This is a genomic window from Dolichospermum flos-aquae CCAP 1403/13F (assembly GCF_012516395.1).
Lineage (GTDB): Bacteria > Cyanobacteriota > Cyanobacteriia > Cyanobacteriales > Nostocaceae > Dolichospermum > Dolichospermum lemmermannii.
In genome coordinates, this window is record NZ_CP051206.1 from 2,100,063 (window position 1) to 2,126,395 (window position 26,333).

Below are 26,333 nucleotides of genomic sequence, written 5' to 3' on the forward strand. Positions count from 1 at the left end.
ATTCATACCCTTAATCAGCAACGCCAGTTTTCAGCAACAGGAATGGTAATCAACTTATTTGTCAAATTGCAAAATTCTGTACTATAATAAAAGTGTGAAGTACATGGGGCTTTAACGGTTTCGACAGGTTGGCGAAAGCTACTCTGTGATTCAGGTCGAGAGCGAGTCATCTCTCGCAAATCAAAGACTCGAAAAAAAAGTAAATGCGAACAATATCGTAAAATTTGCTCGTCGGGAAGCTCTAGTAGCTGCCTAAGAAACCTCTAATAGGTTCGAGCGTCTTTAATTTGACTCCGTTAAGGATTAAAGACCTAACCCCCAACGGATGCTCCAACAAGCGTTCTCTGGTTGGCTTGAAGGCTAAGATTAAATCAGAGCATCCTACGTTCGGGATAATGAACGATTCCCGCCTTGAGGGTCAGAGAGGCTAAACCTGTGAACGAGTGGAGGGTTAATACCCAATTTGGACATGGGTTCGACTCCCATAAGCTCCATTTTCAATTTTCAATAATTTTTAAGCCCGCTAAACACTTTGATGTTAGGCGGGCTTTTTGCTATTTGGGGGATTTTTCAACATGGATATCCCGTTCCCAAATTATTTATTAGTACGGGATAGTGCTGATAGTTAGGCTTGCTTTAAAGCATCGCGTTTTTTCCGATCTGCTGTCAAAATATCTGCCATGACTATGAGTGCTTGCGCCATTTTTTCCAGGTTAGAACTGTATAGTTCTAAATCTTTGATGAGTTTATCTTCAGAGATATGTAACCCGTTAGAGATTGCTTTTAGTGCTTCAGCCCTTTGCTCATTGTTTTTGACAAGTTCAGGATCTGACTGGACTAATAATGCAAATAAACCAACGCCAAATAAACGACTATATTTAAAGTTGGAATTTGCGGCCACCGCTTCTAGTTGCTTTTGCAAATCTGCATCTTGATTGAGGGGACTTGCTTGACTTAAACTAGCAATCAAATCCTTAGCTGGTAAACTGGCAGCTAAAGCTTGCAATCTGGAGGCATCTTGTCGGTAGCTCTGGGGGTCTTGTTCCACAGCCTGACAGATTGCTCGGAAAATTGACTCTTTGTCCTGTTCTGGTTGGTAGCCATCCATGAAGCGGTCAAAAGTTGTGACAACGCCCAAGGCATAAATCGCATCGTAGCTAAAATCAACATTGACTGATAGTAGGTGCATTTCTACCATCAACTCCTCCACTACCCGGCGGTAAATAGTATTAATCGGCCTGGTATGAAGAGTGTAAAAGGTTCTTTTTGTATCAGATACTGTACGGACGTTATTCACAAAGAAAATTTTAGTAAAGGCGTATTCCTGTTATCTAGTATGAACCAATCAGGGCTAAATAGTTCAAGTTATCAGGACTTACGCAACTGGCACATTGATAGGGTGCCTCAGATATCAACAATCTGTTTATTTGCAGTATTTATGCAGTCTGACGCACCCTACAACAGATTTTCGGTGTGACACTTGCGTAAGTCCTAGTTCTATCAAAAACTTAGACTCCGAGGTACACCTTCTAGGGCTTCTTCTTGAGTTTCAAAGATTTCAAATACAGTATCCATCATTGTGACTTCAAACACAAGCTTGGCTTCTGGGTGAATATTACAAATACGAAAACTGCCCTTAACCTTATCAGCATCACGCATACCAGCTACTAAGGAAGTCAGTCCAGAACTATCAATAAAATTTACTTGGCCTAGATCAATAACAATATGACGGCCAAGCTTAGAAATACATTCCTGTAATTTCAGCCGAAATTGCCAAGCAGTGGTAATATCTAAGCGACCTACCGGAGTTAACATTATTATTGTGTTACCGTCTTGAGTTGTGTAGGTTTTTTGCTCTATATGAATCATTGAAGTAACATCTTTTTGCTAATATTTGCTAATCAAAACAATCATCAGTAGGGGTTATAAAAAAATTTTTAGGGAATAGAGAATAAGCAAGAGGGGGAGAGAAGGAGTGCCTCTCACCCCTTAGATCTTGCCTATTGTTGACTTGGTTTCCAGTTTATCCAATCTTGCGGTTTTAGAAAAGTCTCATACAACTCAGCTTCAGGAGAATTAGGTTCTGGTTTGTAGCCATATTCCCAACGAACTAAAGGTGGTAGAGACATGAGAATTGATTCTGTGCGGCCGTTGGTTTGCAGTCCAAAAATTGTCCCTCGGTCATAAACCAAGTTAAATTCTACATATCTACCACGACGGTATAATTGGAAATTACGTTGGCGATCGCCGTATTCCATCCCCTGTCGGCGTTCCGCAATTGGCGCATAAGCAGGTAAAAATGCCCCAGCACAATCTTGAACTAAAGCAAATATATCTTCCCAACTCCGTGACGGTAATTGACCTACCTGATTACTATAAATAGCTGCGTCCCCATGAGGATCTGGGCCGCGATAGATAGAACCTTGACCATCTTGGTAATCTAAAAATAAACCACCAATTCCTCGTGTTTCATCCCGATGTTTCAGATAAAAATATTCATCGCACCACCGCTTAAACACAGGATAATACTCAGGATGGTGTTGATCACAAGCTTGTTTAAAAGTGTTATGAAAATGTTTTGCATCTTCAGCAAAGGGGTAATAAGGTGTTAAATCCGCACCTCCACCAAACCACCAAACTGGACCTGCTTCAAAATAGCGGTAATTTAAATGGACTGTAGGTACATAAGGATTTCGTGGGTGCAACACCAAAGAAGTACCCGTTGCATAAAATCCATGTCCTGCTGCTTCTGGACGTTGGGCTAAAATTGAAGGAGGTAAATGAGAACCCCAAACTTCAGAAAAATTTACCCCTGCTTGTTCAAAGATCGCCCCATCCCGCAGGACACGCGATCGCCCACCACCCCCTTCTGGACGCTGCCAACTATCTTCCTGAAACGTCCCCAGACCATCTAATTTCTCTAAACCTTGGGTAATTTCATCCTGCAGATTCTGCATAAACTGACTGACTCTAGCCTGGGCATTCACACCAGGGAGAACATCAGATGAATCCTTTGTGATAGTGGGGGTTTGCGCGTTGGTTAACATAGATTCCCGAACCTAAAATTACAATTTCTAAACAATTACAAATTTTTGTTGTCAAAACTTCTCAGCAGCGAAAGTCACAAATCCGGCTTAATCTGCCAAAGAAGTTTTCTATTATCCGTCAAAACACCTTTAAATATCCATTGGCACGGAATTTACTCCAACTTACACATATCATATCTAAAGACCCGTTTTCACAGTTATAGAAATAATCTTATTATTCTCAATACCTTCGCCATTTTTTGCTTTGTTAGGTGAAGCGACAGCGCAACAAATACGCATTTTGTGGGTTATGGCTTTGCCACACTATGGCTAACGCCGCTGTACCATTTGCTGTGCGAAGGTAACCGTTCCACAACCCAACCTTTTCAGATATGATCCAATTATGTATAAACAATTGATCAAACCAATTATCTTTGTAGTTACCAGCATAGTAACTGTCTTGCCACAGGTAAGTATTGCTGCACCAAAAGGGTTTCAATCCCCCAGTGGTAATATGTTTTGTGAGCTAATTCCAGGAGCAAAGAATAGTTTAAGGTGTGAAATCAATACTTCGCTAAAACCCAAACCGCCTCAACCTTACCCTGGATATTGCGGGTTTGATTGGGGAATGGGTTTTTTGTTACCTGCTGATGCTAGACCAGAAATTTTGTGTATTAGTGATACTGTCGCTGATAAAAATAAACCCGTTTTGGCTTATGGACGGACTTGGAACAATGGTGGTTTTAAGTGTGTTTCCCAAAAAACTGGTTTAACTTGTACTAATAGTAATGGGATTGGCTTTTTTCTGAGTCGGGAAAAATGGCGAGTATTAGGTCTTTCTAGACCTTAGTTACAAATCTGCCGCTTTTGAAAACCCTTAGCTTGTCCATAAAACACAGTTTTAAACTTCACCTGATTTGTCCCAGGATTGTAGAGAGTATATGTTGCTTCTCCTGGTGTCCGTCCCACGTTTCCCACTCCAATCACTTGACTAGGAGTAACCGTGACAATTTGCGGGGACAATTGATGATCAAGAGTAGTAATTTCACTGCTAATAGAACCAGCTTGTAACTGATACTGAAAAGTTAACCCAGAACGACCACAAAATAGGTTATTTGCTTGCATTCTTGATAATCTATCTAGCATTTGAATAGGGAGAGTATCGGGAGTAAGTTCATCATTTACACCTGCTGTCGAACCGTGTATTAATAAACAATCTAATTCAAAAAAACCAAAATCCAAGTTTCTCAACCATTGTACTGTCTGACGGGAAACACAATCCCACAACATCTGCACAGTATCACCACCATATTTTGCCAGTAATTCCGGTGCGTCTCCAGTCGGACCCAAACCATGTAAAATCAAACACTGTTCTTCCCACCATCCCTTACAAACCATTGGTGCTAATTCACCCCGTCGCGGTGATTTTACCCTTTCCACTAACTGTTCACATTCTCGCCTTGGACCGACTAAATCACCGATAATATATAATACCTCTATGTAACGGCTTTGCAGCTTAATATCAGCTATCACAGCTTCATAGGCTGGCAAATTTCCTTCAATTCCACTCAATATTGCCCACATAGTCAATTTTGGATTTTAGATTTTAGATTTTGGATTAGTTATTTTATCTGGTACAAACATGAGTTGGATCTTCTGCCCGTTCAGCATACTCTAAGCCATGCGCTAAACGCCAACCAAAGATTTCTGGTAATCCCTTTTCGATAATTGCTGCACAGGTTTTTTGATAATCATAGGTAACTTCCCGCAAAGTCACCCCTTGAGTATCAGTTTCATAAATTACATAAGTTGCATTTGGTCGTCCATGTCGAGGTTCTCCAACAGAACCAACATTAACAATCTTTTTCAGCGCAGATGAAAAGTTAATTTTCCGTGATTCTGCTGGATTATTAACCTGAACTTGTAACTCACCAGCATTAAGATTACGAGTATAAGGAACGTGAGTATGTCCACAAAATAGCACGTCTGCACCTGTGGAAAGTACCCTTTCTAAAGCGACAAAAGCATCCAATTCAGGTAATAAATATTCATGGTTGCTATGGGGACTACCGTGAACAAAGGCTAAGTTTCGCCATTGGAGACTATGGGGTAAATTGGCCAAAAATTCCCGGTTTTCCGGGTGGATTTCCTGATTTGTCCATTGGTGAGCCTTTAGTCCTCTTTTTTCTGCCAATATTGAAGGATAACTACAATCACAAGCATTCAATCCTTCCACAATATCTTTATCCCAACAACCAGCGCAGGTAGGAATATCCAAGGAGCGAATTTGGTTAATTACCGCATTAGGGTGGGGTCCATATCCCACTAAATCACCAACACAAAATATTTTTTCAGCTTTTTGATTGTCAATATCTAATAATACAGCATCTAAGGCTTCGTAATTACCATGAATACATGACATGACAGCTATTTTCATACTTGTTGACCTTCTAATAAAATTTGTTGTACTTGTTGTTGATATTGAAAAATCATGGATTCAGATAAACAGCAATCTGATAATGTTGCTTTTAAAGCGGTTTCATTTAAGTTTTTTCCGGCTATTTCTATGCCACTAAATCGCTGAGGTCTACCTTCTAAATACCTTGGTACGTTTAATTCTAAAAAGTCCGTTTGGGGAACACCAGAGACAAAATCACAGTAAAGAGAACGTCCATCATTAACATCGAAAATTGCCTTAGCACGGGTAACAATCCCATAAGCACCGTGAGTTATTTCATACCAAAATTCATCTAAACTATTTTCATCAATTACTTGCCCCGTAGTTTCTACCCGCCATAAATTTTCTACAATTATAGTTGGAACTGGTGCGCCATAGATAATTTCATCTGCCCAACTATCATATTCAGAGTTTTTTAACTCCTCTGGAATAATTGCTATAGCGTGGTAAGTGAGATGATCTAATATTTTTGATATACTATTTAACTCTAGATAAGAACCTAATTCAACATAAACACTATCTGCTGTGGGGATGTGATATAGAAATTCAATTTCTTGACCATCACCAAATATTTTCAGATCAGGAAATTCAGTGGCTATTTTATTTTGATCAATGGGGATATTCCCCGTTCCTGGAGAAAAATAAATTACTTTTTCAATAGATTTAATATCTCGAATTTGTTGACAGATCCAGGTAGTTTTTCCAGATCCAAATAATCCAGCGACAACGGTAATAATTGGTAAAGTCATAATCAATATAAATTATAATTTATGAGGTAAAATTCCCACAGAATTAAAAAAACAACTTCTTACTCCAGTATGACAGGCAATATCACCAACTTGCTCAACTTTGATGAGAATTGTATCACCATCACAATCATAAAAAAGCTCTTTTACCTTTTGAATATGTGTAGATGTTGCCCCCTTATGCCACAACTGAGAACGGGAACGACTCCAATAATAAACTTCACCTGTAGCCAGGGTTTTTTGAATTGATTCTGCATTCATCCAAGCCATCATTAGAACAGTACCATCAAGATAATCTTGAGCTATAGCCGGAATTAACCCCTGCTCATTAAATTTCAAATTTCCAATCATGATAACTTATCCCTTTTTATCTGCGTTTATCCGCGTTTATCTGCGTTCAAATATCAATATAATGTAGAGATAAAAAATCTCTTATCCCTACATCACACAAAGCCTATTTAAAATTAGCACTGTGGCGAATTAAATTCATAAATTCTTCACGAGTGCGTGCGTCTTCAGAAAACACACCACGCATAGCACTGGTAACAGTCCAAGAACCTGGTTTTTGCACTCCTCTCATCACCATACACATATGAGTTGCTTCAATTACCACTGCAACCCCTTGAGGTTTGAGTAAACCTTGCAGTGCGTCAGCAATTTGTAAAGTTAGCCGTTCTTGCACTTGTAAACGTCGAGCATACATTTCACAAATGCGGGCAATTTTTGATAATCCTATGACTTTACCATTAGGAATATAAGCAATATGAGCGCGGCCAATGATTGGTAATATGTGGTGTTCACAGGAACTGAAAAGATCAATATCCCGGACTAAAACCATTTCATTTGCATCTTCTGTAAATACTGCTCCATTTAGCAGTTCATCTATAGATTGATCATATCCACTTGTAAGAAATTTTAACGCTTTAACAACTCTTTTGGGAGTATCTTTTAATCCCTCACGGTCTGGATTTTCTCCTAATCCAATCAGTAGAGTGCGTACAGCTTGCATCATGTCTGCCTCTGTTACAGTTGGCTGTTGCTGATTAGATAAAGATGAAATTATATCAGCAGCAGAAGTTAGTTCTGGACGAATAGATAAAGTCATTTTCTAAGTTTAGTGGGATGAGTTATGGTGGATGTTAATAGTCGAATATCTATTAACTAAATTTGCTCATTAGTTACTACTATTAAACTATAACAAACATTTGTTAAGTTTTGTGTAAATCTCATTAGTATCCAGTTTTCTGCCAACAAAAACTACCTGATTTTTCGGTGAAGTATACCATTCATCAGCATGCAAAGTGTAACGAGGTCCGCTCAGTTGGAAGATATGACGTAACTCACTATCACTAAACCATAAAATACCCTTAGCTCGAAATACATTGTCTGGCATTTCTTCGGTTAAGAAATTCTCAAACTTATGCACATCGAATGGTTTATCACTTTGGAAAGAAATGGAAACAAACCCATCATTGTCTAAATGATCAGAGTGATGATGATGATGCTCATGTTCATGATGATGTTCATGTTTATGAGTATCTTCGTCATCAATAGCAATGTACTTATCTTTTGGTGTTAAACCCACATCTAAAATTAGAGGTAAAGCAACTTCACCATATTGAGTATGTAAAATTTTCGCTCCATGTTTGATATCATGGATGAAATTTTCTACTTCTTGAATTTTCTCTGGGGTAACAAGGTCTGTTTTATTGAGGAGAATAATATCCCCATAAGTAATCTGTTTTAAAGCCGCTTCACTCTGGAAGTGTTCTTCGTCAAATGCTTCAGCATCTACCACTGTGAGAATCGAATCTATGTTAGTTAAATCTCTCAGTTCTGTGCTAAAAAAAGTTAGGATAATTGGTAAAGGGTCAGCAACACCAGTGGTTTCAATTACTAGATAATCAATGCGTTCTTCTCGTTCTAAAACTCGATAAACAGCATCAACTAAACCATCATTAATTGTACAACATATACAGCCATTACTAAGTTCTACCATATCTTGGTCTACAGAAATTAGTAATTGACTATCAATGTTAATATCACCAAACTCATTGACGAGAACAGCGACTTTTAAATCTTGTTTATTTTGTAGGATTTGATTTAAAAGCGTAGTTTTACCACTTCCGAGAAATCCCGTAATAATAGTAATGGGCATTCCTTGTTTGGGAATTTCAGGAATTGTATTTGTTGTATTGAGAGTGATGGTATTCATATTGAAATCTAATGGTTTTATTGGTTGAATGTTTAAATCAGTGTTCTTAAAAGATTACTGACTTCTTTGATCCTAATCTTTTGCTCCTTGTAAATGATCTACAAGTTCAGTTAAAGTCAGAATTCCTAAATCTCCAGCTTGTCTACTTCTAATACTCAAAGTTTTGCTTTCTACTTCTTTCTTACCAACAACAGCAACAACGGGAATTTTTTCTAATTGTGCTATGCGAATTTGTTTGCCTAAACGTTCACCACTGCTATCTACTTCTACCCTAAATCCGGCTTTTTTTAAGTCTGTTGCTACTGATTTTGCATATTCTCGAAAGTCATCACTTACAGGTAACAACCGCAATTGTACAGGTGCTAACCACAAGGGGAAATCCCCTGCATAGTTCTCAATTAAAATGCCAAAAAAGCGTTCCAAAGAACCAAAAATAGCCCGATGAATCATAATTGGTCTTTGCCGACTACCATCAGCAGCAATATATTCCATATCAAACCTTTCTGGCAAATTAAAATCTACCTGAATAGTTGAACATTGCCACAAACGACCAATAGCATCTTTTATTTTAATGTCTATCTTTGGTCCATAGAAAGCTCCACCACCTGCATCAACAACATAATTCCAGCCTTTAGTATTTAAAGCTTGTTCTAGTGCTGTTGTGGCTAATTCCCAAACATCATCAGTTCCGACTGATTTATCAGGACGGGTAGAAAGATTGACCTCATATTCTTTAAAACCAAAATCTGATAAAATCTGCTCAGTGAGATTTAAAACTCCTAATATCTCATCAGCAATTTGGTCAGGTAAACAGAAGATATGAGCATCATCTTGAGTAAATCCTCTGACTCGCATTAAACCATGTAATGCTCCAGATCGTTCGTAACGATAAACTGTTCCTAATTCTGCCCATCTTAATGGTAATTCTCGATAGGAATGAAGTTGATGTTTATAAGTTAGAACATGAAAAGGGCAATTCATGGGCTTAATTTGATAAGCCTGATTTTCCACATCCATCGAGTCAAACATACTTTCTTGATAAAAGTCAAAATGACCCGATGTTTTCCATAGGTTGAGATTGGCTATATGAGGTGTATACAGTAATTGATAACCAGATTCTAGATGAGCTTCGCGCCAATAATCTTCAATTATGTAGCGAATAATTGCGCCATTGGGATGCCAAAATACTAAACCACCACCGGCTTCTTCTTGAATACTAAATAAGTTAAGTTCTTGACCTAACTTGCGATGATCTCGACGGAGGGCTTCTTCTCTTAGTTGGAGGTAAGCTGCTAATTCTGCTTTTGTTTGCCAAGCTGTCCCGTAAATCCGTTGTAGCTGAGGTTTAGTTTCATCACCTTGCCAATAAGCACCAGCAACATTTAATAATTTAAAGGCATGAGGATCAATTTCACCAGTAAAGTTAATGTGAGGACCCGCACACAAATCCCACCAATAGTTATTCGCTGGTTGAATATCTGTGACAAACAATGAAGTTTCTGAATTACCAGTTTCAGGAGTACCAATGAAGTAGCGGGTGATAATTTCTGATTCGGGTATACGTTCTAAGATTTCTAGCTTGTAAGGCTCGTTTAATTCGGCAATTTCGGCGCGAATTTCGGCTCGTTCCACCTCTTCCCGGATAATAGGTAGGTTAACTTTGATTATCCGTTGCATTTCGATTGCAATTTTGCCTAAGTCATCAGGGGTGATGCTGACTGGACAATCAAAATCGTAGTAAAATCCAATTTCTGTGACAGGTCCAATTGCTACCTTAGTCCCTGGAAATAGTCTTTGTACCGCCATTGCCATGATATGGGCGCTGGTGTGACGAATTCGTGTAAGTTTGTCGTCTTCGTGCAGGTTCAAGCTGTCTTGAGACTGGGTTAATGAACTGACCATATCAAACAAAAATGAGAATCGTTATCAGTCTAGCGCAAAAAGGTGTGAATGTTACTAATTTTGGAGTTGATTTTGGGGAAAATATTTTGAAGTGTTGTTAGCTGGCTTTGACTTCAGTGATACTATGAGAAAAAGATACACTGGGCTTAACGATCGCTGGGACAATTTTTTCACAAGCCATTCTTGCACCGGATAAATTTCTGGCTGTCGGACTAACTTGTAAAGCTGCTAAACCACCCATGATAATAGATAATAGGGAGATAAGGACTGGCAACCATTACATCAACATCAAAGCCACTTCCTTGGCAAAGTAAGTTAAAATCAAATCAGCACCAGCCCGTTTCATACTGGTTAAAGTCTCTAAAATCACCTTTTTTTCATCAATCCAACCATATTGAGCAGCCGCTTTAATCATGGCGTATTCACCACTCACGTTATAAGCTGCGACTGGTAAATTTGTAGCTGCTTTTACCTGACAGATTATATCTAGATAGGCTAATGCGGGTTTGACCATAATGATGTCTGCACCTTCAGCAATATCCAATTCAATTTCCTTTAAAGCTTCTTTCGCGTTAGCTGCGTCCATTTGATAGGTTTTTTTATCGCCAAATTTGGGAGCAGAATCCAAAGCATCCCGGAATGGTCCATAATAGGCAGAGGCATATTTTGCGGAGTATGCCAAAATCCCTACATTGATATAACCTTCAGCATCTAAAGCCGTGCGAATTGCCCCAATTCTACCATCCATCATATCAGAAGGGGCAACAAAATCAGTTCCCGCTTCCGCTTGGGAAAGTGCCATTTTGACTAACACTTCTAAAGTTGGATCATTGAGAATTTTGCCATTTTCATCAACCAAACCATCATGACCATGAGTAGTAAAAGGGTCAAGGGCTACATCAGTAATAATCAAGATTTCCGGGACTGCTTTTTTAATAGCTTTAACAGTTTCCTGGATTAATCCCTCTGGGTTGTAGCTTTCTGTACCTGTGTCGTCCTTTTGATCTTCTGGGATAACCGGGAAAAGCGCAACAGCATTAATACCCAACCGTGACACTTCCGCAATTTCTTCCAGGAGTAAATCTAGAGAATAGCGATAACATCCTGGCATAGAAGCAATTTCTACTTTTTCTTCTTCCCCCTCCATAACAAACATGGGATAAATCAGATCATCCACACTTAAAGTAGTTTCCCGTACCATTTTCCGTAAAGTTTCAGTCCGACGGAGACGACGAGGACGCTGAGAAAGATGCAAGAGGTTATCCGTAGACGAGTTTTCAGACGACATAATATAACTCACCAAAAATGATAATCATTATTATAAATCATCTTGTACAAAACCCAAAAACTGCCCGAAAATGGCCAAGAAAAAATCCGCATGAAGACGGCTGAACAAAGATTCTAGTCCAACTTTCACCAAAAATACAAAATATAACTCTTCCTTTGCGCCTTTGCGCCTTTGCGTGAGATAAAAAATTTAGACTCCCGATCAAAAAAACCGGGAATCATCTTCACTAAGGAACATCAATCGGAATCAAACCATTTTCCGGCACATAACCAGAAAAACAACCATCATCAGAAGACACCAAAATCAACCGCAGAGGATAATCTGGAGGGACTTGCAAATCAGCCCAGGGTACTGCTATTTCTAAACAAGAACCTAACGCAACTTGGGCGCGAGTAGCACGAGGATACCATAAATGATCGTCTCCTGCTGCTCGAAACTGCACAGATTGACTGAGTAAATTCACTTCTAAATGATGGTGAAATAGATAATTTAAAGGTGCGCTGTCCGGTACTTCTGCTAGAGGTATGGAACTATTCACCATTGTTCTATCTGGATAATACCAAAGTAGGTGTAAATCTGGTGGTAAATCCTGACCAGGAACAGCGCCAGTTTTAAAATCTACTCGCACATAAAAATTCAAATGGTCTACCCCATACCATAAACGTTGAATAGTGCTGCTATTGTGCATTGTTCCCCTTGCACCACCAACTTCAATGCGTCCGGCTTTATCCCAATCCTGTTCATCACCTTTACCATCTATGATCGGATGAATAAAGCCTTGTGGTTTATGGTCTGCACGGGCTTCATGGATTTCCAGCGGAGTGTGCAGATATGGGGGTATGGGTTCATTTAAGGCTTTGTAAATGCCATAGAGATGTTCCCGAAATAATTGGTCAAAAATGGCATCTTGATTGGAAGAATGTCCTTCTCCAAACCACCAAAACCAGTCTGAACCTTCAGCAGCGTATAATGCTTCCCAAGCTGCGGGATTGTTTTCTTCTGTGGCTTCGGGATGATTTGCTAAGACTTGTCTAGCTGCGGTGAGATAGTCCCAGGCGCGGTTTTTAACTGGATCGCCGATCCATGTGGTAAAATTGCCATCTACCCAAGAACCACTATGGAGTTGTGCAGCGGGAATAGTTGCGGTGGGTGGGTGTTTTTCAATGAATTCGGAAACAGTGACAAGTTTGATATTGGATTGATTACTCAAACTTTCGTATAATGTTTCTAGGAATTCTTTCCCATCTTGGGGATAAAATTCCCAACAATTTTCCCCATCTAGGGCAATTGTAACTAACCAAGGTTGATCGTCGTTACTTTCTTTTTGTTGTTTAGCAATAGCTTGCAAATGTCCCACTAAATCTGCTGCGGCTTTTTTTGCTGGCATAGACCCGTAGGTAAAGCCAATTAAATCTGATAGTCTATGATCACGGAAAACAATCGCCACTTCACCTGCTGGAGTTTGCAGACGATAGGGACGATAAAGTAATTCTGGTTCTTGGACATTTCCCGCAGCGTCACGATGAAAAAAGTGTTTTAATGACCAACCTAAAACGGCTTCATCTGAACAAATCCATTTAAAGCCTTGTTTAATAATATACGGTAAGATTTCTGGACTAACGGACTGTTCGGAAGGCCATAAACCTCTAGGATCTTGTCCAAACCTATCTATATATAAATCCCAGGATTTTTGTAAATGTCGAGGAATATCTTCCACCCACTGAAACCGCTGTTTGGGTAATGTCATTTGTGGCACTGCTACCCGTCCAGCGTTGGTATCAGCCAATAAAGGTAAAATCGGGTGAGTGTAGGGAGTCGTGGTAACTTCTAATTGTCCACTGTCCTGCATTTTCCGATGTTGGGGAATAATCTGGCTGAGAATTTGCCGTTGTTTGGAATAAATGCGCTGGCGATCGCCTAAACTAAAATTACGTCCTTGTGCTAACCATGCAGCAATTTCTGGATCATTCCAGAATAAAGGATCAATCCAAGCTAAATTATGCCAAGCTAATAAATCACCATAATCTGATAACTGCCAATTTGCTAAACACCAACTTTGTCCTTGTTCCTGTCTTTGATAATATAATTCGGCATAACGAGGATGAGGATCAATCAAAGTATGATGGTTAGCATCAAAGAAATGTTGAACAATAAACTCCTTTTGTTCACGAGTCAACTTTTCTACCGGCGTTAAACTAGCAGTTAAATAAGGGTCAAAAGCCGTACCTGCAACATAATCTTCTATTTGCAAGATTAATGAAGGCACTAAATTCACAGTTTGGTGCAACTTAGGATACTTCTCTAACAATAATACTAAATCCAAATAATCCTTAGTTCCATGTAACCGTACCCAAGGCAAGCGATATTGCTGACTAGTCACCAAAGAACTACCATTCTCAGGAGACTTGTACAACGGTTGATGTTGATGCCAGATAAACGCAACGTGCAAAGGATGAGACATATAATATAGAAAAGAGTAGGTGAGGGGAAATAGATAACGGGGAACAGGTGACAAGTATATCTTACCAATTACCTCTTTCCCCATTACCCATTACCAGTGATTTAGATGATTTGTTCTATCTCAGAAATTTCGGGAATCATTTCTTTGAGACGGCGTTCAATTCCCATTCTCAGAGTCATAGTAGAACTAGGACAAGAACCACAAGCACCCTGTAATCGGAGCTTAACAATTGGTCCATCCAATTCTACAATTTCCACGTTACCACCATCAGAAATGAGATAAGGGCGCATCTCGTCTAATACGGTTTCTACATTTTCTAGCGTTAGTTCCATTCTTTTAGACCTGCTTAGTAAATAAATTGGTAATTATCCAAGTTGCTAATTATCTAGTTTAGGCTGGAAATGGATAATTGGTTAGTTGTTAGTAGGGGCGAAGCATTTGGAAGATAAATTATCGGTCATTGCCAAAAATAGTTCTCCAAATGCTTCGCCCGTACAGTTGTCAGCATTTGGAAGATAAATTATCGGTCATTGCCAAAAATAGTTCTCCAAATGCTTCGCCCGTACAGTTGTCAGTTGCAAAAGAATATTTTTCTCCCCTGCCTCTTGCCTCTTGCCTCTTGCCTCTTGCCTCTTGCCTATTCCAGTAGCTGAATATGGGAATAAACAAACTCAGTAATTGATTGAGGAGTTGTAGTTTTTCCATCTTCATATTCTGCCACTACCTGCTTTGTCAAAATGTAGTAATTACCAAACTTTTGATATGTATCTGTAAATTTGAGAATGCTATTAATATCACCTGTATGCGAGTTACGAAAAACCACATCATAAGCAGAAGGGATATAACCGGAGTCTGTATCTAGGAATTCCCCAGAATTAATCTCCAAAGTCATCCGACTCATTACCCGAACTTCCTGATATATTTTTTGGTTACGGATTTGATAGTGAGAATCAGTATTTTCACTTTTTACAAAAACCGTAACTGCATCTTTTTCGGCTATTTCACCCAAACTAAACTCATGTTGACGGTAAAAACTTTGAAAATCGCTTCTTTGACAGCGGGTAATTATTTCCTGTAACTGAATATCAATTCCGGCTTCTATTTGTTTATCTGCAACTCCTGTAATTTCTACATTCAAGTTACGATTAATCTGAATTTTACCAGTATAAACTTCATCTTCCTGTAACAGTTGCACATCGGCAGCATAACCAGGAAAGTGTTCATCCCAAGTGTAACGACTTTCATAAGCAGTTTGAAATAAAATTTCTGCTGTTGACTGAATTGCCATATCACCACTTTGACTGCGCTTTTCTAACAGTTTAATTCAAGATAACTAAAGTTGGGGATCTTTGGGTTTGTGAGATCCCCTGATTCGCATTCCGACTTTGTTAATTCCTGCTTTCAAGGAAGTTTGTATTTAATTGTAGTTATCAAAAAACAATCCTTGAAGAATAGATTAAGCACCACGTCGTAACGATGCTTCTACTTGTTTAAATTCTGCATCTAGACGTTTTTTCAGCTTTTCAGGAACGGGACGATTAGGATAAGAACTGTAGTGTCCTGCAAGGGAATTTAGGGCTGTTCGCATAGTTGTAAAAGAGCCAAGAGTTGCAACAGAAGTATTCCGCTGGTAGCGAGCCGAAAAGTCATTGATTTTTAGACGGGCTTCTGCTTGAAGGGCGGCTTTATCGGGAGAATCTTGTGGTAATTCTAGGGCTTGTTTCAAAGTATTGACTACAGCTAAGGTATCTTGACGATAATCCCCAGTTAAACTATCTGGACTACCACCACCACAGCCAACCAAACCGACAACTAACACTAAAACTAGAGAAAGCAGACGCGACCAATAGCTTTTCATAAGCATTAAGTAAAAAAACAAGTAAATCAAAATCCATCCTATCTTGGATTGGTATATGGGGGATAGGAGTTAAAACTTAAAACTTCAAGAAAACTCCTACCCATTACCAATCACCCATTACCAATCACCCATTACCCGATACAAAGTATCCCGTTGTTGGTAAGGTCTTTCTAAAGATGCGATCGCCCTTTGTAAAGTTTCCACTTCCATACAAGTCCCACCCACAGCCCCGGCCATGGTGGTAATGTGTTCTTCCATTAACGTGCCACCGATATCATTACAACCCCAATTTAAGGCTTCTGTAGCACCATCTAGCCCTAATTTTACCCAGCTTGGTTGATGATTAGGGATATAATTTCCGAGATAAATTCTGGCTACAGCCATTAATAACAGGGAATCAGCGAGAACTGGTTGATCTCTTCCTACCTTTTTGCGGAGGGATTTGGGGGCTTCTTGTCCCACAAAAGGTAAGACAATAAATTCGGTAATTCTTGCAGGATAACCTTTTTCTATGGCTGTTTGTTGGAGCGATCGCAATTTTTCTAAATGGCCAATTTGCTGTTCTGGAGTTTCAATATGTCCAGATAACATTGTGCTGGTAGTAGGTACACCTAATTGATGGGCTGTACTGACAATTTCTAGCCAAGTTGCTGTATCAATCTTTTCTGGACACAATACCCGTCTCACGTCATCATCTAACACTTCTGCGGCTGTTCCGGGCATAGAACCGACACCAGCATCTCGCAAAGCTGTAATCACATCTGTATAAGAAATTCCATCTAATCTGGCAATAAATTGGACTTCTTGGGGCGAAAAAGCGTGTAAATGGAGGTGAGGAAATTCGTCCTTAATGGTTTTTACCAGTTTGAGATAATAGGGTAAAGACTTACCATTAATTTGCGCTTGTGGGTGTAATCCCCCTTGCATACATATTTCCGTTGCTCCTCGATGGACTGCATCTGTAGCTTTTTCCAAAATCTGCGCTGAATTTAACCAGTAAGCATCTGCATCACCATCATCCCGGCGGAATGCACAAAAACTACAATGTTGCTCACAAATGTTAGTAAAATTAATATTGCGGTTAATAACGTAAGTAACTGTATTTCCAGCCTGTTTTTGCCTTAATTGATCCGCTGTAACCTGAATTTGTGTAACTGCGTCTGGAGTGGTCTGTTTTAATAGAAATACCGCATCATCCGGGGTTATATCTTTATCTGTTAAAGCAGACTCAAGAATAGAATCAACAGTTATATTAGTCATTGGTGATCAATCAAATATAAAAGACTTATTTAAGTTTCATAATAAATTGAAATTTGCAACCTTTAAATATTATTTGGGTGCGGCTCTTTTAGGAAGACGGGAGAGGAGGTCAAACAACCATTGGTATTGGTAGTGGAGTAGTAGAGCAACGAGCTTGAGAGACACCTTTAAGCAAAAGAATGCCACCTTGATATACAGCTAAACGCTTCAGAATCTCTGGGCTTTATATTGTGAATAAGCTGGATATTTATCACAAGTGGGAGATTTAGCGATCGCCTTTCAATGTGGTTTTAGTGGTAATTCCTTGAGGGGGAGATAATGAGTAGTCGAAAATTCCTCCTTTTTTATTGTCAATAAGGGTGAGTGGTTTTTATTTTTGAACGTAATATCAATAGTTTTGAGATTTATTATTGTCAATAAGTTAGATGTTTATCGCCAGTGGGGGATTTAGCGATCGTTCCTTATCGTCGTTTTGGGGGCGATCGCGGATTGCGTGGTGAGAGATAATTGAACTAATAACTCACTAAAACACAAAAAATCTTGTAAAAGACTCTACTAAATACACGATTAAGATAACATATTGGTTTATAGTAGGGTTTATCTCTATTTTTTGTGATATTGTCAAAAATTGATGTTTTAACTTATTTAAGACAATAAGCAAAGTATTCTGAGTTTATCTATCCTTTAAAAAGGTTTTATCCAGATTTAATAATTGGTTAACATACAAATGAGTATAAAATTATGAAAAATATTCAGATTACTTCATTAGGTATTATCAAGGCACTTAAAAGCCATAATCATTTATCATCCATTGCAGAATATATATGGAACGGTTTTGATGCGAAGGCTACTCAAATTAATATAATAATGCAATCTGATGATTTAGGAAGAATATCACAACTAAAAATTATAGATAATGGATGTGGTATTGCTGATTCAAACAGATTTTCAGTTTTTTATGAGTCTAATAAACAAATTAATTTTGGTATCTCAAGGAATCTATCACATATTCATGGTAAGAATGGTATTGGAAGATTAACTTTTTTTACATTTGCCTCATCGGCAAAATGGGATACTGTCTATGAAAAAGAAGGAAAGACATATAAATACAGTATAAGTATAAATAGTCAACAGCTAGATAATTATGAGATATCAAAAGAAATAGAAACTGATGAACAAACAGGAACGATTGTTTTCTTTAAAGATATTCATCCAAGTGAACCTGATAATTTTAATAATGAACTTAAATTTTATTTGTATAGGGAATTTAGCTGGTTTCTTGAACTAAATTCAACAAAACAATTCTCAATTAAAATCAACAATATTGATTTAGATTATAAATCTGAATTTATTAGTGATTCTACCGAATTTGAGGAAAGTATTCGTGGATATTTATTTAATTTAAAATTTATTCGTTGGTCTGAATCTTTAAAAAATGAATTTTCCAGATACTATTTTATTAATTCACAAGGTGAAGGAACATATAGTCATACAACGACCCTTAACAAAAAAGGGGATAATTTTTATCATAGTGTTTTTGTAAGAAGCATTTTTTTTGATCAAGAACATTTCTTTCCTTATGAAATTTCTAGTCTAAAAAATACATTAAACGGCAAAATATATCAGTCTATGATCCATTTAATTAATCAACAACTTCAAAATGAAAGGAAATTATTCCTGAAGACAAAATCAGATATAATAATAGAAGAACTTACAAAAAATCATGTTTTTCCAAGATTCAAGAATAACCCTTGGGATCAACACAGAAAAAACGAACTTCAAGATTTTATTAAAGAATTATATCAGGTAGAACCCAAAATTTTCTCTTCTCTCAACATTGAACAAAAAAAAGTGTTTGTTCATTTCCTAAATTTAATACTTGATTCGGATGAAAGGAATAAATTAATTGATGTTTTAGGCGAAATTATCAAATTAGATTCATCTGACTTGGAACACCTATCCGAATCTTTAAAAGTTACTAAACTTACAAATATTCTTAAAACTGTAAGATTAATAGAAGATAGGTATAGGGCTATTGCTCAACTGAAAGATTTAGTTTTTAATCAAGATTTAAAAGCTAATGAACGAGATCATATCCAAAAATTTGTAGAAAGCCATTATTGGATTTTTGGTGAGCAATATCATCTCGTAACTGCTGCCGAACCAAAATTTGAAGAAGCTTTGCGTAGATATATTTATCACTTGAGAGGAGAAAAACCTGTTGTTGCTATTGATCATCCTGATAAAAATAAAGAAATGGATATATTTATGGTACGTCAATTATCAAACAACTCTTCTGTAAATAATGTAGTTGTAGAGTTGAAACATCCTAAAGTTAAGCTTGGTGCAAAACAACTTGATCAAGTGAAAACATACATGGGAGTAATTTTAGAACAAGATGAATTTAATGGCTCTAATATGACTTGGGATTTTTATTTAATTGGTAATGATTTTGATAACCGTATTGAACAAGAAATAAAAAATGCTAGATACCACGGTGAAAAGTCTTTGGTATATTTTGTAGACAATTATAAAATTTATGTTAAAAAATGGAGTGAAATATTTACTGAGTTTGAGTTAAGACATAAATTCTTGTATGACAAACTTCAACTAGAGAAAGAAAAACTTAATACTGATATGGATATTATCAGTGCGAATGAAATAATTACTAATATTCCTAGCAACAGTGCTGTACAACCTCCTCAACGTGTTATCCCAGAAAACTAGAACTTTTGTAGCTTGATTGACTTATATTTCAACTAAAACATCTGGAATATTAAGTAGGGTTTGCTCATGACCGAACAGCGATAATTTTTTATGTTTTGATTGTCAGGAATGATACTCTTATCTAAAGTGATCGCGTGGAGTGCAGCACCGAGGGAGGTTAAATTTCAACCCAAAACCCTTGACATAAAATACCTAAAATCTTGTTTAACTCCTTAATATAATAATTATTCAAATCAATAAATATATCAGTCCCTTCCAACTTTAAGAACTTCCATATATCTCCTGTTGTCACAGCCCCATAAATAGTTTTAATTTCATTACCTTCCTGTTCATTAAACAACTGTGCTGCTAACATTGCTGCTGCACATTGACCCAAACCACCTTTAATATTTTCATTTTTAGCTTCTACAATAATTAGCACAGGAGCATTAATTGTTAACTGTTCCCTAGAACGGCTGATAACAAAATCACAATAACCATTTAAACCTCTCTCAATATCAACATTAAAATCCGTACCAGAAAATAAACTAATTTTATAATTAGCTTTACGTCTAACTTCTAATAAAATTGGCGTAATAATCATTTCTGAGCGGGCTTTTTCCGTATTTATTGCTAACGCGAGTTCCGTAGTTTCTTCTAAAGTGTTAATTAACTTTTCACTGATTTCTATAGGTTCTACAGTCGCAAATAAATCAGCTTCTTCATCAATTGTAATGTTAAAATTTTTCTTAAACTTAGTTAAGCTAAAATCACTATAAGCCATTGCTCTTACCTAATTATTTTCAACAGTTTATCTAAAATTTAAAACTTCTTTAGTTATAGCAGTATACTTTTCACGGAATAGGTGCATCTTTACCCTTGGAGGATGTTTGAAAAGTTTTTAATGTACAAACAAACCCCTCTCCAAACCTCTCCCCTAAGCGGGGAGAGGCTTTGAAACCCCCCTTCCCTCGTAGGGAAGGGGGGCTGGGGGGTTAGGTTTTTGGAGATTATCGGTTTCATCTAATACTTTTCAAACAACCTCTAACTGTTACTTTACCATTACGTACTCCCGAAGTTTTAGCTACGCTAGAATTATTTATGACAACATCAACCGGATTTTGTATTTTTAAACTAGCTTGATTAAATTTGGGTACGGCTCTTTTAGGAAGACCGGAGAGGAGGTCAAACAACCATTGGTATTGGTGGTGGAGTAGTAGAGCAACGAGCTTGAGAGACACCTTTGAGCAAAGGAAATATTGACTAATTGTTTTGATCATACTAAGTGTATGATACTCTATGGAAAATCAACCTTTATACAGACAATTTGGCAATTTAAGATTTACCACGTACCTTATGAAGACAAGCTCATCCAATTCTTTATTAACAGTTCCTATTGGTGCATTGAGGATTTCTGAATTTACACCCCAGGAAATAGCTGAAAACAATCCCATTCTCTTATCTGTAGTAATTCCTACTTATAAAGAACGTGACAATATCGAAAATGTAGTCAATATATTAAGTGGGTTATTGGATAAAGCTATTCCTGGTAATTATGAACTCATTATAGTAGATGATGATAGCCCTGACCGAACTTGGGAAATAGCACAATCTCTCATATCAGATTATCCCCAATTACGGGTCATGCGTCGTCAAGAAGAACGGGGACTATCTTCAGCAGTAATCCGTGGCTGGCAAGCGGCTACAGGGCGTGTATTGGGCGTGATTGATGGCGATTTGCAGCATCCTCCAGAAGTATTAACACAACTGTTGCAGAAAATCGAAGAAGGGGCTGATTTAGCCTTAGCTAGTCGTCATGTAGACGGTGGTGGTGTCAGTAGCTGGAGTGTAATTAGACGCTTTTTATCGCGGGGGGCGCAGGTATTAGGATTAGTGATTTTACCGGGAGTTTTAGGGAGAGTTAGTGACCCAATGAGTGGTTATTTTATGGTACGACGAAGTGCGATCGCCAATACCACACTTAACCCCATCGGGTACAAAATTCTTTTAGAAGTCATTGGTCGGGGACAGGTAGGAGAAATTGCCGAAGCCGGTTATGTATTCCGCGAACGCACAGAAGGAGAAAGCAAAGTGACGTGGAAACAATATGTAGACTATATTCAACACCTAATTCGCTTACGGTTATCTACTGGAAGAATAGGAAAAATTCGTCAAAAAGTTAACTTCCCTATGGGACGATTTCTCAGATTTGGTGCAGTAGGATTTAGTGGCGTATTTGTAGATTTAACCATATTTCATATCATGCGTACCGTGATTAACATGGGTTTAACTCGCAGTACAATTTTTTCAGCCGAAGTAGCAATTCTCAATAATTTTCTTTGGAATGATTTGTGGACATTTGGGGATATTTCCCGAAAACAGACAGGAAAACGCCAGCGTTTCAAAAGATTCTTGAAGTTCAATATAGTCTGTTTAGCTGGGATAATCATCCAAACCTTAGTAGTCAATTTCCTATTTAATAACTTAGGTATGAACCAGTATATAGCCAAATTAATAGCGATCGCAGTTGCCACAATTTGGAACTTTTGGGTTAACCTAAAACTAAGCTGGCGAGTCACAGAAGTCAAATAAATCCATTAATTCATCCGCATTTAATTATTGATATTAGGTTTTCTCCTTTGATTAAACAAACCCGACATACTCATACCCGTCACCAACAAACCGATTAATCCAAAACCATTCAAAATCGGATAAATTGCCTGTAAATGAAAAATTTCCCCAGTATGAATTTCCAACATCAATCGAGAAGAAAGTCCAATATTAATCGGCCATTCCTTAACAACAGTAGCTAACATTCCCGTCAACACAGTTAATAAAAGTGGGACACAAACAATAATGCCAATAATCCGATGATATTTACGAAATGCTTTTTTCACAGTAATCCTCCGAAATAGAATAAAATTATTAAACGCAGATGAACGCAGATAAACGCAGATGAATTAAGAGATTAGTATTACCTTTGCGCCTTTGCTCCTTTGCCTCTTTGCGCGAAACATCTTAATTATCTGCGTCGCCAAACCTTCAATCCTTCAAACCACAAAATACTAAAAATCCCAGAAGTGAGACTAACTAATAAATCATCAAAATGCAGAAAAGAGAACCGGAATAAATGGCGTAACACAGGAACATAAAGCACCAGTCCCATAAACACCACACCACCACCTAATACCCACCAAAGTGCTGCATTAGGAGTGCGTAACATTTCAGGAATAGTCCGCGACCAAGAACGATTACTCAAAATCATACTCAAATTCGAGACAATTAAAGTAGTAAAAGCCAAAGCGCGAGCATCAAATTCTCCATGTCCAGAGTAAAAAGCCACACCAAATACAACCACCAGCACCACCAACACACCTACCCCTTGCAGCAGTGCTAATTTCAAAGTCTGACGGCTGAATAATGACTCTCTAGGATTGCGGGGTGGACGGTTCATGATATTGCTTTCTTCTGGTTCAGCCTCAAATACTACAGTACAAGCCGGGTCAATAATTAAATGTAAAAAAGCAATGTGAATCGGCAGTAGCACCAGCGGCCAGTGAAATATTACCGGAATCAAGGACATTCCCGCAATCGGAATGTGAACCGCCAAAGTATAAGCCATCCCTTTTTTGAGGTTATCAAATACTCGTCGTCCCAGCCTCACAGATTGGACAATGGCAGAAAAATCATCATCTAACAAAACTAAATCCGCAGCTTCACGGGCAACATCTGTACCCCTTTCCCCCATAGCAATACCGATATTTGCGGCTTTCAAAGCTGGGGCATCATTGACACCATCTCCAGTCATAGCCACGATTTCACCGCAGCGTTTGAGGGCGTTCACAATCAGTAATTTTTGTTCGGGAACAACCCGCGCGAAGATATTCACGGTTTGAATGCGAGACAGTAATTCACCTTCTGGCATTGTTTCCAGTTCTGCCCCGGTAATTACTTCTGTGGCAGGTTTTAGACCGATTTGGCGGGCAATATTTTGGGCTGTGGCAGGATAATCACCTGTAATCATTACTACCCGAATACCAGCAGTGTAACATTCGGCAATAGCTGGGGCAACAGTTGGGCGCACGGGGTCAGCCATGCCTAGCAGTCCTAAAAAGGCAAATTCAAAGTCATGTTGGGCTTTAGGAAGAGATTTGAGGGTTTTATTTTTTTGATGTTGGCCAATGACTTTGGCTACACCTAAAACACGCAAACCAGCAGCAGCCATTTTATTAATTTGTTGTTCTAAATTTTGTCTTTGTTGGGTGTTAAAATGACAAAGATCAGCGATCGCTTCTGGCGCTCCTTTGGTAGCAACTACTAACTTATTTTCTGGAGATTGCCACACACAGGACATGGCTAATAATTCACCTGTGAGGGGATATTCCCGCAGTATTTCCCAATCTTGATGTAAATGTTCGGTTCTGGCTAAATAGTCATCACCAACCTGTTTCAAGGCTTTTTCCATGGGGTCGAAAGGGTCTTTGCGACTGGCTAAAATCCCAAATTCGATTAATTCATGGAAAGTTTCGGGCAGGGCTTCCCGTTCATGCAAGGCGACATCGTAAAATTGCGGTATTAAGGTTGTCGGTTGATACACAAATAATTGCTGCACTGACATCCGGTTAAAAGTCAGCGTTCCAGTTTTATCTACACAGAGAACGGTCGCTGAACCCAATGTTTCTACTACGGGAACACGCCGAGTTAAAACCCTAGCCTGGGAAAATCTCCAAGCACCTAAAGCCAGGAAAATTGCCAAGACCACAGGAATTTCATTCGGCAAAATCGCCATTGCCAGCGCCAAACCTGCTAAAATTCCTTGTAGCCAATCGTTCCTAGTTGCACCGTAAATAACGATGACAGCCACGCAAATAGCGATCGCTACAAAGGTCAATTTACTGACAATTTTTCGAGTTTCCCGTTGCAAAACCGTGTCCTCCTGTTCCACAGTTTGCAAGGCTTTCCCAATTTTACCCATTTCCGTCTGCATACCTGTGGCATAGACTTGGGCAATTCCCTGACCTTGAACTATCAACGTTCCTGAATAGACAAAAGGTAGATCTTCACCACCAGGACGGTGCTGGGTGGCTGTTCTCATGGTGTTTTCTAAATCGGTGCTATCTTCTACTGATTGCTTGCGAACAGGTAAAGATTCACCGGTTAATAGAGACTCATCCACGCTCAAATGGGTAGACCACATCACCACAGCATCCGCAGGAACTCTATCACCCTCTGACAAAACAATCACATCTTCTCCAACTACTTCCCGTCCTGCAATCCGTTGACGTTCACCATCACGAATCACCAATGCACGGGGACTAGAAAGATCCCGTAATGCTTCCAAGGATTTTTCTGTTTTTTGTTCTTGGTATAAGTTGATGCCAACAATAAAAAAGATGAAACCTAACAAAATCAACGCTTCCTGAGCATCACCCAAAAACAAGTAAATGATACCACAACCTAATAACAGGAGAAAAATTGGCTCTTTGAAGATTTCTAAGGCAATTTCCCAGATTTGACGATGTTTGCTAGATGGTAACTCATTATATCCTTCTTGTTTGAGGCGATCGCTCGCGGTTAATGCGGATAACCCTGTAATAGATTCGAGTGCAATTTTATGAGTCATGATAAAAGTTTTGTTTTCACGTCCACGTAGCGTGCAGAGTACATATAGCGATCGCCAATAAATCCCCAAAATTTATCTTAAAAATCTCTTAAAACTGTTATTCTGAGCAGAGCGTTCCCACTCATAGGCTTATGACCATGCTGCACTATTAGAGGCGACACCAATACCAGTATCCGCCACTTCCATAACTACAAAATCATCCCATTTAACGATTTTTATCCTGACCAGACCATCATTAGATGGATATTGCAAAGTATTTCCTAGCAAATTGCCACGTTGTCCTTTCCGAGTTCTTGACATTTGCTGTTTTATCATGGGAAATATTAGAGCGGTACAAATAAAAATATCCATTAGGAGTTGACAATGAAAAGTTTCAAACCGATGTTAATTATTGCAAGTATCAGCTTACTGACTTTAGTAGGTTGTAATAAACCCGAACAAGCTGCCACCGAAACTACCCCAGCAGCAACTTCCAATTCTACAGAAAAAGTCCCAGGACAAAAATCCACAGTAAGTAATGCAGGTTTACTCGCTGTAGTCTCCAAAACAAAAGCCGCAGTTAAAGCTGGCAATTTTGTTCAAGCTAAAAAAGAATTTGACAAGTTTGAAGATGCTTGGAAAGAAGTAGAAGATGGCATTAAAGCTAAATCTCGTGATAATTATGAAGTTGTCGAAAAAAGCATGGATGAGATTTCAGACGAACTCAAAGCTGCTAAACCCCAAAAAGACAAATTATCAGCATCATTACAGTCATTAGAAAAAACTATCAATGCTATTCCCAAATCCTAAT

Annotated in this window: 25 protein-coding genes, 1 other RNA gene and 1 pseudogene; 6 read left to right on the forward strand and 21 right to left on the reverse strand. The window is 38.4% G+C overall.

Features of this window, described 5'->3' with window-relative positions:
* Window positions 1–105: 105 nt before the first annotated feature.
* Window positions 106–497, forward strand: a transfer-messenger RNA (tmRNA) gene (gene ssrA, locus HGD76_RS10355).
* Between the two features lie 128 nt (window positions 498–625).
* Here the strand turns inward: ssrA and psb29 are convergent.
* The 3 genes from psb29 to hemF form a co-directional block, all read right to left on the reverse strand.
* Complete coding sequence (gene psb29 / locus HGD76_RS10360) at window positions 626–1,297, reverse strand: photosystem II biogenesis protein Psp29 (protein WP_148761878.1); 672 nt, start codon at window positions 1,295–1,297, stop codon at window positions 626–628.
* A gap of 203 nt (window positions 1,298–1,500) precedes the next feature.
* Complete coding sequence (locus HGD76_RS10365) at window positions 1,501–1,869, reverse strand: STAS domain-containing protein (protein ID WP_148761876.1); 369 nt, start codon at window positions 1,867–1,869, stop codon at window positions 1,501–1,503.
* Between the two features lie 131 nt (window positions 1,870–2,000).
* Window positions 2,001–3,047, reverse strand: coding sequence for an oxygen-dependent coproporphyrinogen oxidase (gene hemF, locus HGD76_RS10370; protein WP_168695728.1), 1,047 nt, complete (start codon window positions 3,045–3,047; stop codon window positions 2,001–2,003).
* Between the two features lie 382 nt (window positions 3,048–3,429).
* On the opposite strand from hemF, the gene HGD76_RS10375 reads away from it, so the two are divergent.
* Window positions 3,430–3,876 carry a DUF6636 domain-containing protein gene (locus HGD76_RS10375; protein ID WP_015079352.1) on the forward strand — a complete coding sequence of 149 codons (447 nt, stop codon included), beginning with the start codon at window positions 3,430–3,432 and terminating at the stop codon, window positions 3,874–3,876.
* Here the strand turns inward: HGD76_RS10375 and HGD76_RS10380 are convergent.
* The 11 genes and pseudogenes from HGD76_RS10380 to HGD76_RS10430 all read right to left on the reverse strand — a co-directional run bounded on the left by HGD76_RS10380 (window position 3,873) and on the right by HGD76_RS10430 (window position 14,428).
* Window positions 3,873–4,616, reverse strand: a complete 744-nt coding sequence (locus HGD76_RS10380; RefSeq protein ID WP_168695729.1) for a metallophosphatase — start codon at window positions 4,614–4,616, stop codon at window positions 3,873–3,875. The genes HGD76_RS10375 and HGD76_RS10380 overlap by 4 nt on opposite strands.
* Before the next feature lie 37 nt (window positions 4,617–4,653).
* Window positions 4,654–5,463: a metallophosphoesterase family protein gene (locus HGD76_RS10385; protein ID WP_168695730.1), complete on the reverse strand. Its 810-nt coding sequence runs from the start codon at window positions 5,461–5,463 to the stop codon at window positions 4,654–4,656.
* Window positions 5,460–6,233, reverse strand: coding sequence for a GTP-binding protein (locus HGD76_RS10390; RefSeq protein WP_168695731.1), 774 nt, complete (start codon window positions 6,231–6,233; stop codon window positions 5,460–5,462). The genes HGD76_RS10385 and HGD76_RS10390 overlap by 4 nt, the downstream gene beginning before the upstream one ends.
* A gap of 12 nt (window positions 6,234–6,245) precedes the next feature.
* Window positions 6,246–6,581 carry a phosphoribosyl-AMP cyclohydrolase gene (hisI, locus tag HGD76_RS10395; RefSeq protein WP_168695732.1) on the reverse strand — a complete coding sequence of 112 codons (336 nt, stop codon included), beginning with the start codon at window positions 6,579–6,581 and terminating at the stop codon, window positions 6,246–6,248.
* Between the two features lie 103 nt (window positions 6,582–6,684).
* Window positions 6,685–7,335, reverse strand: a complete 651-nt coding sequence (folE, locus tag HGD76_RS10400) for a GTP cyclohydrolase I FolE (protein ID WP_148761862.1) — start codon at window positions 7,333–7,335, stop codon at window positions 6,685–6,687.
* Window positions 7,336–7,422: 87 nt separating this feature from the next.
* Window positions 7,423–8,445, reverse strand: coding sequence for a CobW family GTP-binding protein (locus HGD76_RS10405; RefSeq protein WP_168695733.1), 1,023 nt, complete (start codon window positions 8,443–8,445; stop codon window positions 7,423–7,425).
* Window positions 8,446–8,517: 72 nt separating this feature from the next.
* Window positions 8,518–10,347 carry a threonine--tRNA ligase gene (gene thrS / locus HGD76_RS10410; protein WP_168695734.1) on the reverse strand — a complete coding sequence of 610 codons (1,830 nt, stop codon included), beginning with the start codon at window positions 10,345–10,347 and terminating at the stop codon, window positions 8,518–8,520.
* 97 nt (window positions 10,348–10,444) lie between these two features.
* Window positions 10,445–10,621, reverse strand: a pseudogene (locus HGD76_RS10415) (FAD-dependent oxidoreductase); the annotation flags it as partial.
* A gap of 3 nt (window positions 10,622–10,624) precedes the next feature.
* On the reverse strand, window positions 10,625–11,635 hold the full coding sequence (hemB, locus tag HGD76_RS10420; RefSeq protein WP_168695735.1) for a porphobilinogen synthase: 1,011 nt from the start codon (window positions 11,633–11,635) through the stop codon (window positions 10,625–10,627).
* A 226-nt stretch (window positions 11,636–11,861) separates the two neighbouring features.
* Window positions 11,862–14,096: a glycoside hydrolase gene (locus HGD76_RS10425; RefSeq protein ID WP_168697420.1), complete on the reverse strand. Its 2,235-nt coding sequence runs from the start codon at window positions 14,094–14,096 to the stop codon at window positions 11,862–11,864.
* A 101-nt stretch (window positions 14,097–14,197) separates the two neighbouring features.
* Window positions 14,198–14,428, reverse strand: coding sequence for a NifU family protein (locus HGD76_RS10430; protein WP_015079343.1), 231 nt, complete (start codon window positions 14,426–14,428; stop codon window positions 14,198–14,200).
* A 149-nt stretch (window positions 14,429–14,577) separates the two neighbouring features.
* On the opposite strand from HGD76_RS10430, the gene HGD76_RS10435 reads away from it, so the two are divergent.
* The gene (locus HGD76_RS10435) at window positions 14,578–14,745 is read left to right on the forward strand and encodes a hypothetical protein (protein WP_233467166.1); all 168 of its coding nucleotides are present in this window, start codon (window positions 14,578–14,580) and stop codon (window positions 14,743–14,745) included.
* Here HGD76_RS10435 and HGD76_RS10440 read toward each other — a convergent pair.
* The 3 genes from HGD76_RS10440 to cofH form a co-directional block, all read right to left on the reverse strand.
* Window positions 14,734–15,384, reverse strand: coding sequence for a DUF3386 domain-containing protein (locus HGD76_RS10440; protein ID WP_168695736.1), 651 nt, complete (start codon window positions 15,382–15,384; stop codon window positions 14,734–14,736). The genes HGD76_RS10435 and HGD76_RS10440 overlap by 12 nt on opposite strands.
* 168 nt (window positions 15,385–15,552) lie before the next feature.
* Window positions 15,553–15,960: a photosystem II protein Psb27 gene (gene psb27 / locus HGD76_RS10445; RefSeq protein WP_015079341.1), complete on the reverse strand. Its 408-nt coding sequence runs from the start codon at window positions 15,958–15,960 to the stop codon at window positions 15,553–15,555.
* A 111-nt stretch (window positions 15,961–16,071) separates the two neighbouring features.
* Entirely contained in the window at window positions 16,072–17,214 is a 1,143-nt protein-coding gene (gene cofH, locus HGD76_RS10450) for a 7,8-didemethyl-8-hydroxy-5-deazariboflavin synthase subunit CofH (protein WP_168695737.1), read from the reverse strand.
* Window positions 17,215–17,955: 741 nt separating this feature from the next.
* Between cofH and HGD76_RS10455 the strand changes: the two genes are divergently transcribed.
* Complete coding sequence (locus HGD76_RS10455; protein WP_168695738.1) at window positions 17,956–19,941, forward strand: ATP-binding protein; 1,986 nt, start codon at window positions 17,956–17,958, stop codon at window positions 19,939–19,941.
* Window positions 19,942–20,098: 157 nt separating this feature from the next.
* On the opposite strand, the gene HGD76_RS10460 is transcribed toward HGD76_RS10455, so the two are convergent.
* Window positions 20,099–20,704, reverse strand: coding sequence for a hypothetical protein (locus HGD76_RS10460; protein WP_168695739.1), 606 nt, complete (start codon window positions 20,702–20,704; stop codon window positions 20,099–20,101).
* Window positions 20,705–21,276: 572 nt separating this feature from the next.
* Here HGD76_RS10460 and HGD76_RS10465 point away from each other — a divergent pair.
* Entirely contained in the window at window positions 21,277–22,512 is a 1,236-nt protein-coding gene (locus HGD76_RS10465) for a glycosyltransferase (protein ID WP_168695740.1), read from the forward strand.
* 20 nt (window positions 22,513–22,532) lie between these two features.
* Here the strand turns inward: HGD76_RS10465 and HGD76_RS10470 are convergent, their stop codons facing one another.
* From HGD76_RS10470 to HGD76_RS10480, 3 genes are all read right to left on the reverse strand, one after another.
* Window positions 22,533–22,817: a cytochrome b family protein gene (locus tag HGD76_RS10470; protein WP_148761842.1), complete on the reverse strand. Its 285-nt coding sequence runs from the start codon at window positions 22,815–22,817 to the stop codon at window positions 22,533–22,535.
* 125 nt (window positions 22,818–22,942) lie between these two features.
* On the reverse strand, window positions 22,943–25,543 hold the full coding sequence (locus tag HGD76_RS10475) for a cation-translocating P-type ATPase (RefSeq protein ID WP_168695741.1): 2,601 nt from the start codon (window positions 25,541–25,543) through the stop codon (window positions 22,943–22,945).
* 129 nt (window positions 25,544–25,672) lie between these two features.
* Complete coding sequence (locus HGD76_RS10480; protein ID WP_148761838.1) at window positions 25,673–25,843, reverse strand: ATP-binding protein; 171 nt, start codon at window positions 25,841–25,843, stop codon at window positions 25,673–25,675.
* 63 nt (window positions 25,844–25,906) lie between these two features.
* Here HGD76_RS10480 and HGD76_RS10485 point away from each other — a divergent pair, with 63 nt between their 5' ends.
* On the forward strand, window positions 25,907–26,332 hold the full coding sequence (locus HGD76_RS10485; RefSeq protein WP_168695742.1) for a DUF4363 domain-containing protein: 426 nt from the start codon (window positions 25,907–25,909) through the stop codon (window positions 26,330–26,332).
* Window position 26,333 lies beyond the last annotated feature (1 nt).

Bases quoted from the DNA above. Each gene is read 5' to 3' on its own strand.
- HGD76_RS10455 (WP_168695738.1), top strand. From the start codon at position 17,956: ATGAAAAATATTCAGATTACTTCATTAGGTATTATCAAGGCACTTAAA.
- HGD76_RS10385 (WP_168695730.1), bottom strand. From the start codon at position 5,463: ATGAAAATAGCTGTCATGTCATGTATTCATGGTAATTACGAAGCCTTA.
- HGD76_RS10430 (WP_015079343.1), bottom strand. From the start codon at position 14,428: ATGGAACTAACGCTAGAAAATGTAGAAACCGTATTAGACGAGATGCGC.
- HGD76_RS10480 (WP_148761838.1), bottom strand. From the start codon at position 25,843: ATGTCAAGAACTCGGAAAGGACAACGTGGCAATTTGCTAGGAAATACT.
- HGD76_RS10465 (WP_168695740.1), top strand. From the start codon at position 21,277: ATGAAGACAAGCTCATCCAATTCTTTATTAACAGTTCCTATTGGTGCA.
- psb27 (WP_015079341.1), bottom strand. From the start codon at position 15,960: ATGCTTATGAAAAGCTATTGGTCGCGTCTGCTTTCTCTAGTTTTAGTG.
- HGD76_RS10475 (WP_168695741.1), bottom strand. From the start codon at position 25,543: ATGACTCATAAAATTGCACTCGAATCTATTACAGGGTTATCCGCATTA.
- HGD76_RS10485 (WP_168695742.1), top strand. From the start codon at position 25,907: ATGAAAAGTTTCAAACCGATGTTAATTATTGCAAGTATCAGCTTACTG.
- HGD76_RS10440 (WP_168695736.1), bottom strand. From the start codon at position 15,384: ATGGCAATTCAGTCAACAGCAGAAATTTTATTTCAAACTGCTTATGAA.
- HGD76_RS10405 (WP_168695733.1), bottom strand. From the start codon at position 8,445: ATGAATACCATCACTCTCAATACAACAAATACAATTCCTGAAATTCCC.
- hemF (WP_168695728.1), bottom strand. From the start codon at position 3,047: ATGTTAACCAACGCGCAAACCCCCACTATCACAAAGGATTCATCTGAT.
- HGD76_RS10365 (WP_148761876.1), bottom strand. From the start codon at position 1,869: ATGATTCATATAGAGCAAAAAACCTACACAACTCAAGACGGTAACACA.
- hemB (WP_168695735.1), bottom strand. From the start codon at position 11,635: ATGTCGTCTGAAAACTCGTCTACGGATAACCTCTTGCATCTTTCTCAG.
- HGD76_RS10390 (WP_168695731.1), bottom strand. From the start codon at position 6,233: ATGACTTTACCAATTATTACCGTTGTCGCTGGATTATTTGGATCTGGA.
- HGD76_RS10425 (WP_168697420.1), bottom strand. From the start codon at position 14,096: ATGTCTCATCCTTTGCACGTTGCGTTTATCTGGCATCAACATCAACCG.
- thrS (WP_168695734.1), bottom strand. From the start codon at position 10,347: ATGGTCAGTTCATTAACCCAGTCTCAAGACAGCTTGAACCTGCACGAA.
- hisI (WP_168695732.1), bottom strand. From the start codon at position 6,581: ATGATTGGAAATTTGAAATTTAATGAGCAGGGGTTAATTCCGGCTATA.
- HGD76_RS10435 (WP_233467166.1), top strand. From the start codon at position 14,578: ATGCTTCGCCCGTACAGTTGTCAGCATTTGGAAGATAAATTATCGGTC.
- HGD76_RS10375 (WP_015079352.1), top strand. From the start codon at position 3,430: ATGTATAAACAATTGATCAAACCAATTATCTTTGTAGTTACCAGCATA.
- folE (WP_148761862.1), bottom strand. From the start codon at position 7,335: ATGACTTTATCTATTCGTCCAGAACTAACTTCTGCTGCTGATATAATT.
- HGD76_RS10460 (WP_168695739.1), bottom strand. From the start codon at position 20,704: ATGGCTTATAGTGATTTTAGCTTAACTAAGTTTAAGAAAAATTTTAAC.
- cofH (WP_168695737.1), bottom strand. From the start codon at position 17,214: ATGACTAATATAACTGTTGATTCTATTCTTGAGTCTGCTTTAACAGAT.